The following is a 17,076-nucleotide window of genomic DNA, read 5'->3' as shown; positions in this document are numbered from 1 at the left end:
CGGCTACACGAAGGGAGCTAGCAACGCGGGTGGGGGGGTCCTCAATAGGCCACGGGGGCCGGATCCAGCGAGCGCCAAATATACCAAGTCGCCACACTGCAGAATGGCGCCCAGGTCGCCGCCACTTCGCGTATCTCGCTTCGGCTCACGGGTTCACCAGAAAAATAGCAGTGGCTGATGCCATTTTGCAGGCCCAGATCGTCCAGTGGCAACACATTGGGTCGCATCAGGTGGAAGATCAGGAACATCTCGGCGGTCCAGCGGCCAATGCCGCGAATGGCCACCAGTTCGCTGATGATCGCCTCGTCATCCATCTCCGCCCAGGCGTCCACATGCACCTGGTTGTTGGCGAAGTGCAGCGCGAGATCAACGAGGTACTCCACCTTGCGGGCCGACAGGCCTGCCGCACGCATGTCGTCCACCTTGAGCTTCAGCACCTGCGATGGCAGCATTTTCTTCGGCAGCACGGCAAAACGGTCCCAGACCGACTGCGCGGCCTTGACCGATATCTGCTGGCCCACGATGCTGCGCGCCAGCGTGACAAAAGCATCCCCCCGCGACTGCAGACAGACGCCGCCATGCAGCGGAATCAGCTTCTTCATCACACGGTCGCGCTTCATCAGATGGCGGCAGGCTTCCACCCAGTATTCAGGCGCTGCGGGGCCGACATCAGGCAGGACGGACGCGGCCATCAGTGGCGCTCCCAGGTGGTGCCGGACGGACTGTCCTTGAGCACCACCCCCTGCGCCTGCAGGGCCTCTCGGATACGGTCGGCCTCGGCGAAATTGCGGGCCTGTTTGGCCGCGGACCGCTGGGCAATCAGGTCCAGGATGGCCGACTCATCCAGACCGCCCGTCGCCGCGCCGCCGCCCTGCAGATACCCCGCAGGATCGACCTGCAGCAGCCCGAGGGTGCCGCCCAACGCGCGCAACAGACCGGCCAACGACGCATCCCGGCTGCGGTTGACTTCGCCCGCCAGATCGAACAGCACGGCCATCGCCTCGGGGGTGCCGAAATCCTCGTCCATCGCGGCACGGAAGCGCTGGGCAAACGGCTGGTTCCAGTCGATCGGGGCATCCACGGCCGGCACCAGGCTGAGCGCGGTGTACAGGCGCTTGAGTGCAGCTCGCGCGTCGTCCAGATGCACGTCGCTGTAGTTCAGCGCGCTGCGGTAGTGGGCACGCAGGATGAAGAAACGCACCGTTTCCGGGTCGTACTTCTGCAGCACCTCACGGATGGTGAAAAAATTGCCCAGGCTCTTGGACATCTTTTCGTTGTCCACGCGCACGAATCCGTTGTGCATCCAGAACCGGGCCAGCGGCTGGCCGTTCGCCCCCTCCGACTGCGCGATCTCGTTTTCGTGGTGTGGGAACTGCAGATCGGCTCCCCCTCCGTGGATGTCGAAGGTTTCACCCAGGGTGGCGCAGCTCATGGCCGAGCATTCAATGTGCCATCCGGGACGGCCCGGGCCGAACGGGCTGTCCCACTTGGCCTCCGCCGGCTCCTCGGGCTTGGCCGACTTCCAGAGCACGAAGTCCAATGGATCATTTTTGTCGGCCGCCACCGCCACCCGCTCACCGGCCCGCAAGTCGTCCAGCGATTTGCCCGAGAGCTTGCCGTAGCCGTCGAACTTGCGCACGGCGAAGTTCACGTCGCCGTTGTCGGCTTGATACGCCAGCCCCTTGCCCTGCAGCGTGCCGATCAGCGACAGCATCTGGGGCACGTACTCGGTGGCGCGCGGTTCCAGGCTGGGGGGCTCGATGCCCAGCGCGCCGATGTCCTCGTGCATCGCCGCGGTCATTTCGTCGGTCAGTGCCCGCAGGGTGATGCCGCGCTCCAGTGCGCGCTTGATGATCTTGTCGTCGATGTCCGTGATGTTGCGCACGTAGGTGACGCGGTAACCGCTGACCTTGAGCCAGCGCTGCACCACGTCGAAGGCCATCATCATCCGGGCGTGCCCAATGTGGCACAGGTCGTAGATCGTCATGCCGCACACATACATGCGCACATGGCCTGGCTCCAGAGGCTCAAAGGCCTCCATGCGTCGGGACAGGGTATTGAAAATGCTCAAAGTCATGGGAAACGGACCACACGGGTTAAATGCGCCGCAACCGTTGAACCCACTGGCCATCGGCGCATCGGCTATGCCTTGGGAAAGCGCCGGTCGCGGCAATGGGTCGGGCCGGCCACCACACGGCGGGATGCAGGTCACACCCCTCGCGTCAGGAAGCCATTGGACTTACCCCCTCAGATACAATCTGCCAGTATAGCCAGCCCCAGGCAGCATGACCGCGCCCCGAGGGGCGCTATAGTGATGTTTTGCAGGTCCGTCCACCGTCTTTGGTCCGCCGCTTTCGCCATCTGAGGTCCCATGCCCCACCCCATGAAAACCCCGTCTTTCCTGCAAGCGCAATTTCGCAGCGGCACCCGTGCCAAGGTCGCCCAACCTCTGCGCCTGATGGCCCTTGCAGTCGCGCTCTCGGCGGCCTTGGGCGCTTCAGTGGCGGTGGCCCAATCCGATGACTACGCCGAGGTCAATCGCCTCATGCGTGCCGGCCAGTTCACCGAAGCCCTGACCAAAGCCGATCAGCACCTGGCCAACAAGCCACGCGATGCCCAGATGCGCTTCCTCAAGGGTGTGATCCAGACCGAAAGCGGCAAGCCCACCGATGCGATCGCAACGTTCACCAAGCTGACCGAAGACTACCCCGAGCTGCCCGAACCCTACAATAACCTGGCCGTGCTGTACGCCGGTCAGAGCCAGTTCGACAAGGCGCGCGCAGCGCTTGAAATGGCAATCCGCACCAACCCGAGTTACGCCACGGCCCACGAAAATCTGGGCGACGTGTATGCCAAGCTGGCCAGCCAGGCCTACAGCAAGGCGCTGCAATTGGATTCGGGCAACACCGGCGTCGCTCCCAAACTGAGTCTGATCCGCAGCCTCTTCTCAGCCGACACCAAAGGCGCTCGTGCCGCCGCCACAGCAGCGGTCACCGCCCCTGTGACTGCTCCGGCCGCAACTGCCGCCAAGCCAGCACCCGCGCCGACGGCCGCACCCGTCGCGATGGGCAGTGAAAAGAGCGATGTTGAAGCCGCGGTGCAAGCCTGGGCCAAGGCTTGGTCGAGCAAGAACATGCAAGACTATCTGGCGGCCTATGCACCCAACTTCGCACCACCCAAGGGGCAGTCGCGCAGTGCGTGGGAAGCCGACCGCAGAGCCCGCATCGTGCCGCGCACCCGCATCGACGTGGGCATCAGCGATCTGTCCGTTACTGTGCAGGGTGAGCGCGCCACCGCACAGTTCCAGCAAGCCTACAGTTCCGACAACATCAATGTCAGCGGCCGCAAGTCGCTCGACATGATCAAGAAAGGCGACCGCTGGCTGATCGTGCGCGAATCCACAGGTTCCTGATGGCCGGTCGGCGGTATTTCCAGAGAGGGCATGCCAGCGTCCCCGCCGCCCACCTGAGTTCAGGGTTCAGCGGTGTGCTGCGCCCGGTTGCCGGGCTGGCCACACTCGCCGCTTGTGCAATCCTGGTTTTCTTGTTTTCCTCCTGCGTGGCCCGCAACCCCACGGATGTGGCTGGGTTGGCGTCTGCTGCCGGCACTGTACAGGCGCCGAGCCCGTCAGCCATCACGCAACGGCCTTCGCTCTTCGACAGCGCGCTGGCCAAAGTGCAGGACGCGGCTCATCAGCTGTCGGGAAGTGAGTCGTCGGGCCTGCAAGCCAGACCGTTGTCCGGCGAAGCGCTCCTGGAAGTCCTGCCCCTGCTGGGCCAGGCCGAAGCGCGACTGATCGACATCTATCGACTGATCAGCCAGGGGCAGCACCGCGAGGCACTGCTCAAGGCATCCGTGCTGGTGGAAGACCACCCCAATTTCCACTTGGCCCATCTGGTCCATGGCGATCTTCTGAGCTTGCAGGCACGGCCGGTGCGCCAGTTGGGCGATGTACCCGACACCAAAGCGCAGGCCGCGGCGGAGCAACTGGCGGCACTGCGCGACGAGTCGGCCCGTCGCCTGCGCGCCCTCATCGAACGGCCTCCTCAGGGGAGCATCCCCACCCAGTTTCTCGCCCTGTCATCGCAAAGCCGGCACGCCATCGCCGTGGACGCCTCGCGCTCGCGCCTGTACCTGTTCGAAAACCTCACGCCCACCCGATCCGGGGCCAACGGTTTTGCCGCGCCCCGCCTGCGCCTGTTGGGCGACTTCTACATCTCGGTGGGCTTGCAGGGCATCGAAAAGGCTGTCGAGGGCGACAAGCGCACCCCACTGGGGGTCTACTACATCACCAGCAACCTGAACCCCGACAACCTGCCCGATCTGTACGGCGTGGGCGCCCTGCCGATCAACTACCCCAACCCACTGGACGTTCAGCGGGGCAAGACCGGCAGCGGCATCTGGCTGCACGGCACACCCCGTGAGCAGTTCGTGCGCGCGCCCCTGGCTTCGGACGGCTGCGTGGTGCTGTCCAACCCCGATCTGGAGCGCCTGCTGGCCACGGTGCAGATCCGCACCACGCCGGTGGTCATCGCCCCGTCGCTCGAATGGGTCATGCCCGAATCGCTGGACGCCGAACGACGGCCGTTCGAAGCGGCGCTCGAAGCCTGGCGCAGTGCCAAGAGCCGTGGTGAACTGGACGATCTCAAAGGGTTCTATTCCAGTCGGTTCCAGAACCAGGGGCGTGATCTGGCCCAGTGGTGGCCACGGGTGGAAGGCGAACTCCGCAGCGCCGGGGCGGCACGCGACCTGCAGCTCAAAGAGGTGTCGATGCTGCGCTGGCGCGACAGCCAGGACACCATGGTGGTCACCTTTGGCGAAGTGGCACAAGGCCAGACCCGCGGCGTGACCAAACGCCAGTACTGGGCCCGCGAGCGTGACCAGTGGAAGATTTTTTTTGAAGGAAACACCTGATGGACCGCCTCCCCTCCCTGGCCAGCCCGCTGCGCCGCCGACTGGCAACGATGTTGACCGCCAGCGCGCTGTGCGCCTTTGCTTTCCCTGCTGCGGCACAAGCGCCCAACGCGCTCCCCAAAGTGCGGCTGAGCACCTCCATGGGCGACATCGTGCTGGAGCTCTACCCCGACAAGGCGCCGAAGACGGTGGAGAACTTCCTGCAGTACGTGCAGGACAAGCACTACGATGGCACGGTCTTCCATCGGGTCATGGACAACTTCATGATCCAGGGCGGCGGCTTCGGCGCCGATCTCCAGCAAAAAACGACCCGTTCGCCCATTCCGCTCGAAGCCAGCAATGGCCTGAAGAACGACCGCGGCACCATCGCCATGGCCCGTACCAACAACCCCAACTCGGCCACCGCACAGTTTTTCATCAATGTGGTCAACAACGCCGCACTGAATGCCCCCAGCCCGGACGGCTATGGCTACGCCGTTTTTGGCAAAGTCACCGCCGGCATGGACGTGGTTGACAAAATCAAGCTCGTCCCGGTCGGCAATCAGGGCATGCACCAGAACGTGCCCAAGTCCCCCATCACCATCCTCAAAGCCACTCTGGAGAAATGACCATGGCCAACCCCCAAGTCGAACTGCACATCGCCAGCTTTGGTGTCATCACCCTCGAACTCGATGCCGAAAAGGCGCCGCTGTCGACCGCCAACTTCCTGTCCTACGTGAACAAGGGCCACTACAACAACACGGTGTTCCACCGCGTCATTCCCGGGTTCATGGTGCAAGGCGGCGGCTTTGAGCCCGGTATGAACCAGAAACCCACGGACCAGCCGATCAACAACGAAGCCAACAACGGCCTCAAGAACGACAGCTACACCGTGGCCATGGCCCGCACCAGCGACCCGCATTCGGCCACCGCGCAGTTCTTCATCAACGTCGCCAACAACGGCTTCCTCAACCACACCGCGCCCAGCGCGCAGGGTTGGGGCTATGCCGTGTTCGGCAAAGTGGTTTCGGGCACCGACATCGTCAAGAAAATCGAAGCCGTGACCACCGGCCGCAAGGGCTTCCACGACGATGTGCCCAAGGACGATGTGGTGATCGAAAAAGCGGTCGCCCTCTGACGCAGCGCGACCCAGGGGGCCGATGGGCCCCTTGTTCCATGGACAACGCCCCCACCGACCGCTTCGCCGAACTCCGCGCCCCTGCGCACTGGCAAGCGGTCGACTTCATTTCCGACCTGCACCTGCAGGCCTCGGAGCCAGCCACCTTCGACTGCTGGCTGCGCTACCTGCAGCGCCCTCCGGCTGAACGGGCCGATGCCTTGTTCATCCTGGGCGACCTGTTCGAAGTCTGGGTGGGCGACGATCTGCTTGAAGCCCCCCTGCCCTCCATCGACACACAGAGTTCCGCCGACCACCGTTTCTGGCGCCGCTGTGCCGATGCGCTGCATGCCCACAGCCAACACACCCCCGTGTACTTCATGCACGGCAACCGCGATTTCCTGCTGGGCCCGGCGGGCCTGAGCGCCTGCGGCATGCGTGGGCTGTCCGATCCCACGGTGCTGGATTTTCTGGGCCAACGCTGGCTGCTCAGCCACGGCGACGCGCTGTGCCTGGACGATACCGACTACATGCGTTTTCGCGCCATGGTGCGCCAGCCGGACTGGCAGCAGGCCTTCCTAGCCCAGCCCCTGACCGAACGCGAGGCCATCGCACGTGCGCTGCGCACCCAGAGCGAAACCCGCAAGCGTGGCTTGGCCGGCGATCCCACGCTGTGGGCCGATGTGGATGCCACCGCCGCCAAGGACTGGCTGCGGCGCGGCGCGGCCAGCACCCTGATCCACGGCCACACGCACCGACCGGCGCAGCACGAGCTGAGAGATGGCCTGCGCCGTGTGGTGCTCAGCGACTGGGACGCCATGGCCCACCCGCCGCGCGCCGAAGTGTTGAGACTTGACGCGCAGGGACTGCGCCGCTTGCCGCAGCCATTGAGCGGGCATGCACGGCAACCGCTCAGCCCCTGAGCCATGGCGCGCCGACAACCGGGGAGCCGCCTCCTGCCCACCTTCATCCAGCGCTGGCTACCGCGGCGTCTGCGCCGCCCCCCAGAGATTCCCGCCTCTCTGTGGAACACCACGCTGGCTCAACACCCCTTCCTGGCGGCACTCGACCCACAGGAGCAGCAACGGCTGCGCCTGTTGTGCCAGCACTTTCTGCTGGAGAAAGAATTCCACGGCGCCAATGGCCTGACCATCACCGACGCCATGGCACTGTCCATCGCGGCCCAGGCCTGCCTGCCCTTGCTGCACCTGGGTGGCATCGCCCAGGCCCCCACCGACGACCCCTTGCCCGCGCTCGACTGGTATGGCGACTTCGTGGGCATCGTGGTGCAGCCCGGCGCCGCGGTGGCCCAGCGCGAAATCACCGACGGCATGGGCGTGGTGCACCGCTACCGCGAGGTGCTTGCCGGCGAGGCCATGGACCGCGGCCCCTTGATGCTGAGCTGGGAAGACGTTGCCCACGCCGGTTCCGCGGCGGAACATGGCAGCAATGTCGTCATCCATGAGTTCGTGCACAAGATCGACATGCACGGCATGCGCGCAGGCGATGCACCCGACGGAGCGCCTCCGTTGACCAAGGGTTTTCTGGGCACGGCCAGTGCCGCGCAGGCCCGGGAGCGCTGGCGACAGACCATGCAGGCGGCGTACAACCGCTTTCGCGAGAGCTTGGCCCTGGCTGAGCGCTTCGGTGGCGAACAGCCTTGGTTGGACGACTATGCCGCCAAGGACCCGGCCGAATTCTTCGCCGTGACCTGCGAAGCGTATTTCGTCAGCCGTGAGCGCTTCGCTCTGGAGTTCCCCGAACTGATCCCGCTGTACGACGGATTCTTTCGATCCAGAGCCTGATCGCCTGCTGGCAAGGGCGCCGTCAGGTCGCCACTGAGCAAACCCGCCACCGCCGGGAGCCTTGCTCTCGCAAAGCTCCCGCACCTGCATCAACGCTTGAGCAACACCTTGAGCACGGTTTGCAGGCGCCGCGCCGCGGCTGCGTCGTAGGCCGAACCGAGCACCTTCACCACGTCTTCGCTCCAGGTCTCGGCCGGGCTGGCTGCGTTGCGGCGCGTCAACAACTGCAGTTGCAGCATGCGGCGATCGCTCAGGTGTTCGGCGGGCGTGGGCACCTCGGCGGCGATTTCGAGCCTCAGCAGCGTTTCGCCCGGCAGCGCCGCAGCGGTTTGCGACAGCGCCGCCGCCCAGGCAGACCGGCTGGCCGCATTCACGCGCGCCCCCAGGGCATGCGCCGCAGGCAATTGCTGTGCGTCGCGCTGCTCCCATGCCGACATCAGCTGGGTCAACACCTCGCCATGCGCCTGCGCGGCCAGCTTGCGCAGACTGGCCTGCGCCGACTCGATGGCCTGGCGCTGCGCACGGAAGGCGGCATCGCCCAGCCGGGGACCGCGGGGCTCACGCTCCTCACGCCAGTCGCGCTGATCCCGGAACGGCGCACCGCCGTCGCGCCCGCCCCGTGCGTCGGGCCGCCCGGGTGCACCATCACGGCGCCCCTCCGGGCGATCACCACGCCGGCCGTCCCGCCCGGCGGGCTCGGCCTTCTTCATGCCAGGACGGTCGTCCCCGCGCACCGCCACCACCTTTTTCGGTGGTGCGGCGGGAGCCGCCGCTTTGGCTGGGGGTGCATCAGACGCGCCCTCTGCCACGTCGCCAGCAGCCTCCTGCGCTTCGTTGGAGGTCATGGTGTCGCCGGACGCAGCCTCAACAGCTCCATTCCCGGGTTCGGTGGGTGCGACGACGTCTCGCCGGCTCGCCGGCGCTGCCTCGGGTTGGGCGCTCAGCGCAGCCTCCAACGCGGCCATGGCCTCACGGATCCGCTGCGCGTCGCCGCTGGCGCTTGCAGCCTCCAGGGCGCGCGATGCGTCCAGCACGCGCTGATCGTGCGCATTGAGCGCCGTGGAAGCCTTTTCGCGCTCGCTGCTCTTGCGGGCAAAGGCCTCATCGATCGGCTGGCGGAACGCTTCCCACAGTTTCTGTTCGTGCTTGCGCTCCAGAGGCACTGCATGGGCTTCGGCCTGCCAGCGCTGCTGCAGGGCCTTGACCGCATCGATGCGCAACACCGGCGCCGCACCCAGGGCGATGGCCTCGTCGATCAGTGCGCGTCGGCGCGCCGTGCTTTCGGCCTGCGCGGCCTCCAGACGCGCGTGCGCCGTGTGCATCACGTCTTTCCAGATCGGTTGGATTTCGGCAAATGCCTTTTCGCTCAGGTGCCCAGCTTCGCGCCAGCGCTCGGAGAACGCGTGCAACTCGCGCACCATGGCTTTCCAGTCGGTACTCTGTTCGTGAGCCAGGGTCCAGGCCTTGAGCTCCTCGATGATCCCCAGGCGCTGGGCCCGGTGGGCGTCGGCCTGCTGGCGCACCTGGCTCAACCAGGCCTCCACCAGTTTGTGGGCCTCGGTACAGGCTTCGTCAAACCGCTTCCAGAGCGCGTGATTGGGTTGCCCGCCCTGGTCGGTGCTCTTCCACTGATCGCGCAAACTGCGCAGAGTCTCCTGCATCTTGCGCCCACCCAGGCGCTGACCCTCGGGCGCCTGCAGAAGAGCCTCGGCCTTGGCGACCAGCTCTTCGCGCAGCTGGTCGGCACGCCAGCGTTGCCAGCCTTCGAGTTCGCCCGCCTGGGTCAATGCGGCATGGGCCCGTGCCTCCAGCTCGGCACCGATGTGCCGTGCATGGCTCTTGAGCACCGCGCGCACATCGGCGGCGGCCTTGGGCGTAGCCTTGCCATGGCCTTCGGCCAGCTCCCGCTCAAGCACACCCAGCACTTTGTCCAGCTCTGCGGCCACTCGGGCCCTTTTTTCCTGCGTCGCCTGCGCACTCTGGGCGGATTTCTCAGCTGGCGCCGCCACGTCGATGCCACGGGCGGTCCGCAGTTCGTCGGCCCACACGGGCACGGCCGGCAGCGGCGCCTGCGGATCGGCATCGGCTGCGACGGTCTGGGCCAGCGCGGCCTCGAACGCATCCCATACCAATTGCAGTTGGCTGCGTGAAGCCTCCAGCATGGGCGGGAACTTGGCCTCCACACTCGCCCACTGCGCATCGTTCTGAAGCGTGCTGGTCTGCTGCAACCAGTGAGCCACATCGGCGCGCAAGGTGTCGGCGCTGTGCTGGGCATCGCGCCAGGGCTTGGTCGACAGCACCTCGATGCGCTGCGCGATCAACACCGCGGCTTCGCGCTCCACCTGCACCCTGTGCTGCAGGTCTTCGATGGCCTTGACCCGCTCGGTCAGCGCCTGCTTCAGCGAGGCCAGCGGCTCGCGCGACAAAGGCGCGCCCGCCCGAGCCGCATCGCGCTGCCAGGCCAAGGCATCCGCCAAATTCAGCCGCGAGTGGTCCAGCAGGGCCTGCGCCTTCTGGGCCCACTCCACCGCGATCTGCTCCTGCGATTTCTGGCGCTTTTGTTCGTCCAGCTTTTCCTTCAGCGGCTTGGCAGCGCCCCGGTCGCGGTGTGACAACTCCTTGAACACCTCGTTCATCAACTCCACCGATGGCGCACTGCCCAGCCACTCGCGGATGCGCGCGGCGCGCTCGCCCGACGTGGGGGCGGAAAACGCGCCGCCGGTGAGGGCGTCCAGCGGATGCGGCGCGGAAGAGGCGGAGGGCTTGGTCGGGGTGGGGGTGTTCACGGCGGCGGCGGCGTTGGATGGGGTCGGCGACTTGCGCAGGGGAAACAGCGACATCAAACAGGAGACTCAGAAAAGGAAGGGTTCGACACCGTGCCGGCGTCGAGCAAGCGCGTATTGTCGCCGCTGTTCGCGCACGCACAGGAAGGGACACCCCAGAAACGAGAAACCCCGGTGGGCTAAGCCCACCGGGGCTGACAGCGGGCGTAATGCACTTGCCGTCGGGTTTGGCGGAGAGAGTTTGATGTCTCCCCAGCCTGGAAGCAACAGATTGCTCCCTTTGGAGCCGGCAGACGGTCAGACCGTGTTGTCGGCCAATGCCAGTCGCAATGACAGGCAGGCACAGGTTACCCCCGTTCGGTGGCGGCTTCAAGGGTTTCACCCCAGTCAAACCATGTGGATTTTCAATCACGGAACCACAGCCCATTCGTCTGCACCTCGAACACCTGTCAAGAACGAAAGGTAGCAACTGGCCGACGAGTGGTCAAAAGCAAGGCATCGGACGGAAACCCAGATTCCATCGGGCGGCGGCGCTAGGAATGTCTGCTCGCTGTGCTCCACACATTCTTTTAATACATTAAAGTTATAACAAACTTAATCATAAACATTGACTTGATATGTATAACCCCCTAGCATCCACCGGCTTTGCCCATCACGGGTAAACCCGACCCGCTGCCGAACCCGGCTAAGTCGATCGCCAGGCCCACGAAGTCTCGCCATCGATGGCGACCCAATCCAGTCGACCGGACCCACCCGTCAGGACGACACAGAACGGAGCGACAAGATGACAGCGCACAAAAATCAAGCAGACAAAGGCAAAGGCGCCGCTGGCGCCAAAACGGCCCTCACGACCGCATTGGGAGATGTGTCCCGCGGCTTTTTCGACATCACCCACAACGGCCTGGCACTGCTGGGCACCCTGCTGGCCGTCGGACTGATCACGCTGGCCGCACGCAGTGACCTGCGCACCAGCGCCGAACAACAACTGCTCGGCTGGCTGCTGGAGCGCCAGCAAGCGACGACCGAAGTCCTGGATGTGGCCGTGTTCAACCCAGAGCCCAGCGCCATCGAGCGCGTCACGGCCGCCCTGCCGACCGACCTGCCCAAACAGCAGGCCAACGTGGCTTTCTGGCTGAGCCGCAAGTACCGCGTGGCCCCCGAACCCCTGAGTGTTCTGGTGGCGGAAGCCTATGACGTCGGACAGAAGGCCCGGGTGGACCCCACGCTGATCCTGGCGGTCATGGCCATCGAGTCGCGCTTCAACCCGTTTGCGCAGAGTCCCGTCGGTGCACAAGGCCTGATGCAGGTATTGACCCGGGTCCACACCGACAAATACGAGGACTTTGGCGGACAACTGGCGGCCTTCGACCCGGTGTCGAACCTTCGCGTGGGCGCCAAGGTGCTGCAGGACTGCATCAAGCAGGCAGGCTCGATCGAAGGCGGTCTGCGGCTCTATGTGGGCGCGGTGTCATCCGATGGCAGTGACTACATCAACAAGGTGATGGCAGAACACCAACGTATCCAGAGCGTGGCCATGGGCAAACCCATGCCCCGCTACTTCCCGTCCATCCAACGTACCCAGGTGATCGCACCGGCGACCGTTGAGCCCACGCCCGAGCCAGATTCCGCAGCCGGTTTCGAGGCGGAAGCGCCTGCTGCCCCCGCCATCCCGCCCGAGACACCTCTGGCCAACTCGTGATCGATCTGTGGTGTGCAACACCCACCAGGGCCCGGTCTATCCTGTGGACAGCCCTTGCGCGCGCGGGCCTCGGCTAAACTAGCAAGGTACGCAACTGGCGATAGGCGCACCACCCGAAGGACACCCCTTCCGACTGTCTGCGCTGACGTGGCCCCCCGGCGCTGATAGTGATCAGAGGCCGGGACAACCACTGGGAAGCGTGCCGCCCGGCCTGTCCGGGTGTTCAGCCGTTCGCCTGGGCAGCCCCTGCCGATGTGATCCACATCGCGTCGGGATCCACGTTACCCAAGACTGCCACCATGTACGACCGCAACATCCTCATCGAGCAAACCGATCCCGAACTGTTTGCCGCCATCCAGGCCGAAAACGCGCGCCAGGAACACCACATCGAGCTGATCGCCAGCGAAAACTACGCTTCGCCTGCGGTCATGGCCGCCCAGGGCACCCAGCTCACCAACAAATACGCCGAAGGCTATCCAGGCCGCCGCTACTACGGCGGCTGCGAGTACGTCGACATCGCCGAGCAACTGGCGATTGACCGGGTGAAGCAGATCTTTGGCGCCGAGGCCGCCAACGTGCAAGCCCACTGCGGCGCATCCGCCAACGAAGCCGTCTTTCTCGCCTTCCTGAAACCCGGCGACACCATCATGGGCATGAGTCTGGCCGAAGGCGGCCACCTCACCCACGGCATGGCGCTCAATATGAGCGGCAAGTGGTTCAACGTCGTTTCCTACGGCCTGAACGAGCAGGAAGCGATCGATTACGACGCCATGGAGCGCAAGGCCCATGAGACCCGCCCGAAGCTCATCATTGCCGGCGCCTCGGCCTACAGCCTGCGCATCGATTTCGAACGATTCGCCAAAGTGGCGAAAGACGTCGGTGCCATCTTCATGGTCGACATGGCGCACTATGCCGGCCTGATCGCTGCTGGGGTGTACCCCAACCCGGTGCCGTATGCCGACGTGGTGACCTCCACCACCCACAAGAGCCTGCGCGGCCCGCGCGGGGGCATCATCCTGATGAAGGCCGAACACGAGAAGGCGATCAACAGCGCCATCTTCCCCGGCCTGCAGGGCGGCCCGCTGATGCACGTGATCGCGGCCAAGGCCGTGGCCTTCAAGGAAGCGCTGGCGCCCGAGTTCAAGGCCTACCAGCAGCAAGTGGTGAAGAATGCCCAGATCGTCGCCGAGACCCTGACCCAACGTGGTCTGCGCATCGTGAGCGGCCGCACCGAAAGCCATGTGATGCTCGTTGACCTGCGCGCCAAAGGCATCACCGGCAAGGAAGCCGAGGCCGTGCTGGGCAGCGCCCACATGACCATCAACAAGAACGCCATCCCCAACGACCCGGAAAAACCGATGGTCACGAGTGGCGTGCGCATCGGTACCCCGGCCATGACCACGCGCGGCTTCAAGGACGACGAGGCCCGCCTGACCGCCAATCTGATCGCCGACGTGCTGGACAACCCGCGCGACCCGGCCAACATCGAAGCCGTGCGCGCCAAGGTCAACGCGCTGACGGCCCGGTTCCCGGTCTATAAGTGATCCCAGGCGGCGCGGTGCCATGAAATGCCCTTTCTGCGGTCATCTGGAAACCCAGGTCGTCGAGACCCGGATCTCCGAAGACGCGGACTTCATTCGCCGCCGCCGCCAGTGCGGTCACTGCGAAAAACGCTTCACCACCTACGAACGGCCGGAAGTGAGCTTTCCGGCCGTGGTGAAAAAAGACGGTCGGCGCGTGGACTACGTGCCCGCCAAGCTCAGGGCCTCCTTCGCGCTGGCGCTGCGCAAACGCCCAGTCAGCACCGAGCAGGTCGACACGGCCATCGAGCGCATCGAAGAAAAGCTCCTCAACCTCGGCGTCCGCGAAGTTCCCGCCACCCGCCTGGGTGAAATGGTGATGCGCGAACTCAAGAAGCTCGACAAAGTTGCCTACATACGCTTCGCGAGCGTGTACCGCAGCTTCGACGATGTGAATGAGTTCATGGATGCGGTGAGGGAGACCTCGCGCGGCGGTGGCTGAGGCAACCGCATCTTCCGTACAGCCAGACAGACGCTCCGTCCATCGTTCTTCGTACATCCGGGCTAAACCCGACTGCTACGCTATGACAACTTTGCAGGCCAGGGGTTGCCCAGCCTCGTTACAAGTTGCTCTTTGTTCGGAGATCGATTGGACAAGTCCACATACCAACGCAACAGGTCGGCCCGACACCGCTCGGGTGGCTTTACGCTCATCGAGCTGGTGGTGACGCTCGCCGTGGCGGCGATCCTGCTGGGTATCGCCGTGCCAAGCTTCCAGGGCATGATGGAAAAAAATCGGGTTGCCGCGCAATCCAACGAATTGCTGGGCGGGCTTCAAACCGCTCGCAGTGAAGCCATCAGCAAGAACGCAACCCACCGCTTCTGCAGCTCGACCAGTGGCTGGATCGTTCGCACCCCTGCATCAGCCACAGCCATCCGCGAAGGCACCCTGCAGGGCAGCACCACGGTGACCGGCTATTGCGCAGACTTCAGGGCCGACGGCCTGCCTTACAGCTGTACCTGCTCGAGCACCACCGTTGGCACCGCCTTGATCACCGCCGGCCAAATCACCATCACCGCTGGCGCACAGACCCGCAACATCCGGATTCGCACAGGATCGATCCATGTCGAATAAATGCAGACACACCATCCGACCGGCCCCTGCCAGCCGAAGCTCCCAGCGAGGCGTCGGCCTCATCGAAGTGCTCGTGGCCGTGTTGGTGCTGGCCATTGGGTTGCTGGGCATTGCGGGCCTGCAGAGCAGCACGCTCAAAAACAACCAGAGCGCTTTCGAACGCAGCCAGGCCGTGACGCTGAGTTACCTGATGCTGGACGCGATGCGTGCCAACGCGAGTGCCGCCACCACCGGGAAATACAACCTGTCCAGAACCTGCAGTGTCAGTACTGGCAGCACGCTGATCGCCAGTGACCAGGCCTTGTGGATGAATGCGCTGAAGCAGACCCTCGGAAATCGCGATTCCACCTGCGGTGAAATTACCTGCAGTGCCAACAGCTGCACCATTCGCATCTACTGGGATGACACGCGAGGTATCGGCGGCGATTCCAATCAGATGGTCGAAACGATCAGTGTGCTGTGAGAACAACCATGCCCCAGCGTCCCAGAATTCCCAAGAACTTCCCCTCGCGCAGACAGATTCGCGGCTTCGGCATTGTCGAGCTCATGGTGGCGCTTGCACTGGGCTTGTTCTTGGTAGGAGGTGTCATCGGTGTGTTCGTCACCAACCAGCAGACCTATCGCACCACCGAGCAGTTGTCCCGCATGCAGGAAAGCGGACGGACCGCCGTGGAACTGATGGCGCGGCAGATGCGCGAAGCGGGCGGAAGCCCGTGCGGCCGAGGTATACCCACAGCAGATGTGATAAATCCTGATTCTGGCGGCAGTGCCTTCTGGTGGGCCAACTGGACCGACGGCATCCGGGGTTATGACAACAGTACGGCAGCCAACGGCATCACCATTGGCACCAGTGCGGGTCAACGGATCGACGGCACCGATGCCGTTTTCCTGGTGTTTGGCAACCTGAACACCGGCGTGCGGATCAATGGCCACGTTCCCAACTCTGCCCAGTTTGACGTAGGTACCAACAGCCATGGCCTGGTGGATGGCGACATCGTGCTGGTCTGCAACTACAAACAAGCCGCACTGCTGCAAGTGACCAATGCGAGTACATCCAATAGCACCGTGGTTCACAACACAGGGGTTGCGGGGGTTTCGCCTGGGAACTGCAGCAAAGGTTTGGGCTACCCCACCGATTGCTCCAGCGTCAACGGCAATCTGTACGATTTCAGTGGCGGCTACATGGTCAAGCTGACCAGCGAGATCTGGTACATCGGCGCCAACGACCGCGGCGGGAGGTCGCTGTACAGGGCCCGATTGGTGAACAACAGTGGAACCGTCAGCGCAACGCCTCTGGTCGAAGAGATTGCCGAAGGCGTCACCGACATGCAGCTGACCTATCTGGAGACAGACGCTACAGGTGCATTGCCGACGGACTACGTGTCCGCTGCCTCCGTCACCAGTTGGCCCCGGGTCAGTGCCGTCCGCGTCACGCTGACCCTCCAGAGCCTGCAGAAGGTGGGCACAGATGGCGCAGCTCTGCAGCGCCAGATGACGCACGTGGTCACTCTTCGCAACCGACTGCCATGAAGCCCTTGCCCTCCTCCAACATGTCCGTCCCGAAGCGGGAGCGCGGCGCCGTGCTCATCATCTCGCTCATCCTGCTGGTTCTCATCACCCTGATCGGCGTGGCCAGTCTACGCAACGTGGTGCTGGAAGCCAAGATGTCCTCCAACTACTACGACCGCAGCCTGGCTTTCCAGTCCGCCGAAGCGGGGTTGAGAGCCGGTGAGAAGATCGCCAAGGATCAGGCCGAGGCAACGCCCAAGCACACCCAAGCGTTGGCGCTGACCGTACCCACCGACGCATCTCAATGCAATGCCAGCACGGCCTGTTCTGGCGGACTGTGCTCCGCGCCAGGTCCTTACTGTGAGGGCCGCTGGACCATGACGGACGCCACCTGGACCAACGCCACCGCGGTCACGCTGAACGCGCAGGCGGGTTCTTCGCCGCAGTACTTCGTGGAATTCCTTGGCAACGCCTTCCCCTGCGACCCCAGCACGCCAACGGTGAATGCCACCTGTGCCCGCTACCGCATCACGGCGCGCAGCCAGTCAGGCACTGGGCGCGCGGCTGTGATGCTGCAGTCCGTCTACGCCACGGAATGACACAAAGAGTAGAAAA

Annotated in this window: 16 protein-coding genes; 13 read left to right on the top strand and 3 right to left on the bottom strand. The window is 64.4% G+C overall.

Annotation, left to right across the window (positions count from 1 at the left end):
* Positions 1 to 41 precede the first annotated feature (41 nt).
* Positions 42 to 692, bottom strand: coding sequence for a DNA-3-methyladenine glycosylase family protein (locus HTA01S_RS18920; protein ID WP_068174294.1), 651 nt, complete (start codon positions 690 to 692; stop codon positions 42 to 44).
* Positions 692 to 2,077: a cysteine--tRNA ligase gene (cysS, locus tag HTA01S_RS18915; protein WP_068174293.1), complete on the bottom strand. Its 1,386-nt coding sequence runs from the start codon at positions 2,075 to 2,077 to the stop codon at positions 692 to 694. Before cysS ends, HTA01S_RS18920 begins: the two co-directional genes overlap by 1 nt.
* A gap of 306 nt (positions 2,078 to 2,383) precedes the next feature.
* On the opposite strand from cysS, the gene HTA01S_RS18910 reads away from it, so the two are divergent.
* From HTA01S_RS18910 to HTA01S_RS18885, 6 genes are all read left to right on the top strand, one after another.
* Positions 2,384 to 3,412 carry a nuclear transport factor 2 family protein gene (locus HTA01S_RS18910; RefSeq protein WP_084236291.1) on the top strand — a complete coding sequence of 343 codons (1,029 nt, stop codon included), beginning with the start codon at positions 2,384 to 2,386 and terminating at the stop codon, positions 3,410 to 3,412.
* A 176-nt stretch (positions 3,413 to 3,588) separates the two neighbouring features.
* Complete coding sequence (locus HTA01S_RS18905) at positions 3,589 to 4,914, top strand: L,D-transpeptidase family protein (RefSeq protein WP_245638141.1); 1,326 nt, start codon at positions 3,589 to 3,591, stop codon at positions 4,912 to 4,914.
* Entirely contained in the window at positions 4,914 to 5,522 is a 609-nt protein-coding gene (locus HTA01S_RS18900) for a peptidylprolyl isomerase (protein ID WP_084236274.1), read from the top strand. The genes HTA01S_RS18905 and HTA01S_RS18900 overlap by 1 nt, the downstream gene beginning before the upstream one ends.
* A gap of 2 nt (positions 5,523 to 5,524) precedes the next feature.
* Positions 5,525 to 6,031 (top strand): peptidylprolyl isomerase, encoded by a 507-nt coding sequence (locus tag HTA01S_RS18895; RefSeq protein WP_068174292.1) that lies wholly within the window; start codon positions 5,525 to 5,527, stop codon positions 6,029 to 6,031.
* 38 nt (positions 6,032 to 6,069) lie between these two features.
* Positions 6,070 to 6,933: a UDP-2,3-diacylglucosamine diphosphatase gene (locus HTA01S_RS18890; RefSeq protein WP_068174291.1), complete on the top strand. Its 864-nt coding sequence runs from the start codon at positions 6,070 to 6,072 to the stop codon at positions 6,931 to 6,933.
* A 3-nt stretch (positions 6,934 to 6,936) separates the two neighbouring features.
* Positions 6,937 to 7,815, top strand: a complete 879-nt coding sequence (locus HTA01S_RS18885) for a M90 family metallopeptidase (RefSeq protein WP_174545207.1) — start codon at positions 6,937 to 6,939, stop codon at positions 7,813 to 7,815.
* Between the two features lie 89 nt (positions 7,816 to 7,904).
* Here the strand turns inward: HTA01S_RS18885 and HTA01S_RS18880 are convergent, their stop codons facing one another.
* The gene (locus HTA01S_RS18880) at positions 7,905 to 10,655 is read right to left on the bottom strand and encodes a DUF349 domain-containing protein (protein ID WP_068174290.1); all 2,751 of its coding nucleotides are present in this window, start codon (positions 10,653 to 10,655) and stop codon (positions 7,905 to 7,907) included.
* A gap of 727 nt (positions 10,656 to 11,382) precedes the next feature.
* On the opposite strand from HTA01S_RS18880, the gene HTA01S_RS18875 reads away from it, so the two are divergent.
* The 7 genes from HTA01S_RS18875 to HTA01S_RS18845 all read left to right on the top strand — a co-directional run bounded on the left by HTA01S_RS18875 (position 11,383) and on the right by HTA01S_RS18845 (position 17,060).
* Positions 11,383 to 12,297, top strand: a complete 915-nt coding sequence (locus HTA01S_RS18875) for a lytic transglycosylase domain-containing protein (protein WP_084236272.1) — start codon at positions 11,383 to 11,385, stop codon at positions 12,295 to 12,297.
* 299 nt (positions 12,298 to 12,596) lie between these two features.
* A complete protein-coding gene (glyA, locus tag HTA01S_RS18870) occupies positions 12,597 to 13,841 on the top strand; it encodes a serine hydroxymethyltransferase (protein WP_068174289.1) in 1,245 nt (414 codons plus the stop codon).
* 19 nt (positions 13,842 to 13,860) lie between these two features.
* Positions 13,861 to 14,319 (top strand): transcriptional regulator NrdR, encoded by a 459-nt coding sequence (gene nrdR / locus HTA01S_RS18865; protein ID WP_068174288.1) that lies wholly within the window; start codon positions 13,861 to 13,863, stop codon positions 14,317 to 14,319.
* Positions 14,320 to 14,466: 147 nt separating this feature from the next.
* Positions 14,467 to 14,952, top strand: coding sequence for a GspH/FimT family pseudopilin (locus HTA01S_RS18860; RefSeq protein WP_068174287.1), 486 nt, complete (start codon positions 14,467 to 14,469; stop codon positions 14,950 to 14,952).
* Positions 14,942 to 15,415, top strand: a complete 474-nt coding sequence (gene pilV, locus HTA01S_RS18855) for a type IV pilus modification protein PilV (RefSeq protein WP_068174286.1) — start codon at positions 14,942 to 14,944, stop codon at positions 15,413 to 15,415. Before HTA01S_RS18860 ends, pilV begins: the two co-directional genes overlap by 11 nt.
* Before the next feature lie 8 nt (positions 15,416 to 15,423).
* Complete coding sequence (locus HTA01S_RS18850) at positions 15,424 to 16,482, top strand: PilW family protein (RefSeq protein ID WP_068174285.1); 1,059 nt, start codon at positions 15,424 to 15,426, stop codon at positions 16,480 to 16,482.
* 20 nt (positions 16,483 to 16,502) lie between these two features.
* The gene (locus HTA01S_RS18845) at positions 16,503 to 17,060 is read left to right on the top strand and encodes a pilus assembly PilX family protein (RefSeq protein ID WP_068174284.1); all 558 of its coding nucleotides are present in this window, start codon (positions 16,503 to 16,505) and stop codon (positions 17,058 to 17,060) included.
* The last annotated feature ends 16 nt before the right edge of the window (positions 17,061 to 17,076 follow it).

This window comes from Hydrogenophaga taeniospiralis CCUG 15921 (genome assembly GCF_001592305.1).
Classification (GTDB): domain Bacteria; phylum Pseudomonadota; class Gammaproteobacteria; order Burkholderiales; family Burkholderiaceae_C; genus Hydrogenophaga; species Hydrogenophaga taeniospiralis.
Note: the sequence above shows the minus strand (reverse complement) of the source record. Positions and strands in the feature narration are given on the sequence as shown.

What these genes read in the sequence shown, in the direction of transcription:
- HTA01S_RS18910 (WP_084236291.1), top strand. Translation starts at nt 2,384, where the DNA reads ATGAAAACCCCGTCTTTCCTGCAAGCGCAATTTCGCAGCGGCACCCGT.
- HTA01S_RS18880 (WP_068174290.1), bottom strand. Translation starts at nt 10,655, where the DNA reads ATGTCGCTGTTTCCCCTGCGCAAGTCGCCGACCCCATCCAACGCCGCC.
- HTA01S_RS18875 (WP_084236272.1), top strand. Translation starts at nt 11,383, where the DNA reads ATGACAGCGCACAAAAATCAAGCAGACAAAGGCAAAGGCGCCGCTGGC.
- HTA01S_RS18895 (WP_068174292.1), top strand. Translation starts at nt 5,525, where the DNA reads ATGGCCAACCCCCAAGTCGAACTGCACATCGCCAGCTTTGGTGTCATC.
- HTA01S_RS18845 (WP_068174284.1), top strand. Translation starts at nt 16,503, where the DNA reads ATGTCCGTCCCGAAGCGGGAGCGCGGCGCCGTGCTCATCATCTCGCTC.
- HTA01S_RS18920 (WP_068174294.1), bottom strand. Translation starts at nt 692, where the DNA reads ATGGCCGCGTCCGTCCTGCCTGATGTCGGCCCCGCAGCGCCTGAATAC.
- HTA01S_RS18885 (WP_174545207.1), top strand. Translation starts at nt 6,937, where the DNA reads ATGGCGCGCCGACAACCGGGGAGCCGCCTCCTGCCCACCTTCATCCAG.
- nrdR (WP_068174288.1), top strand. Translation starts at nt 13,861, where the DNA reads ATGAAATGCCCTTTCTGCGGTCATCTGGAAACCCAGGTCGTCGAGACC.
- HTA01S_RS18900 (WP_084236274.1), top strand. Translation starts at nt 4,914, where the DNA reads ATGGACCGCCTCCCCTCCCTGGCCAGCCCGCTGCGCCGCCGACTGGCA.
- glyA (WP_068174289.1), top strand. Translation starts at nt 12,597, where the DNA reads ATGTACGACCGCAACATCCTCATCGAGCAAACCGATCCCGAACTGTTT.
- cysS (WP_068174293.1), bottom strand. Translation starts at nt 2,077, where the DNA reads ATGACTTTGAGCATTTTCAATACCCTGTCCCGACGCATGGAGGCCTTT.
- pilV (WP_068174286.1), top strand. Translation starts at nt 14,942, where the DNA reads ATGTCGAATAAATGCAGACACACCATCCGACCGGCCCCTGCCAGCCGA.
- HTA01S_RS18890 (WP_068174291.1), top strand. Translation starts at nt 6,070, where the DNA reads ATGGACAACGCCCCCACCGACCGCTTCGCCGAACTCCGCGCCCCTGCG.
- HTA01S_RS18850 (WP_068174285.1), top strand. Translation starts at nt 15,424, where the DNA reads ATGCCCCAGCGTCCCAGAATTCCCAAGAACTTCCCCTCGCGCAGACAG.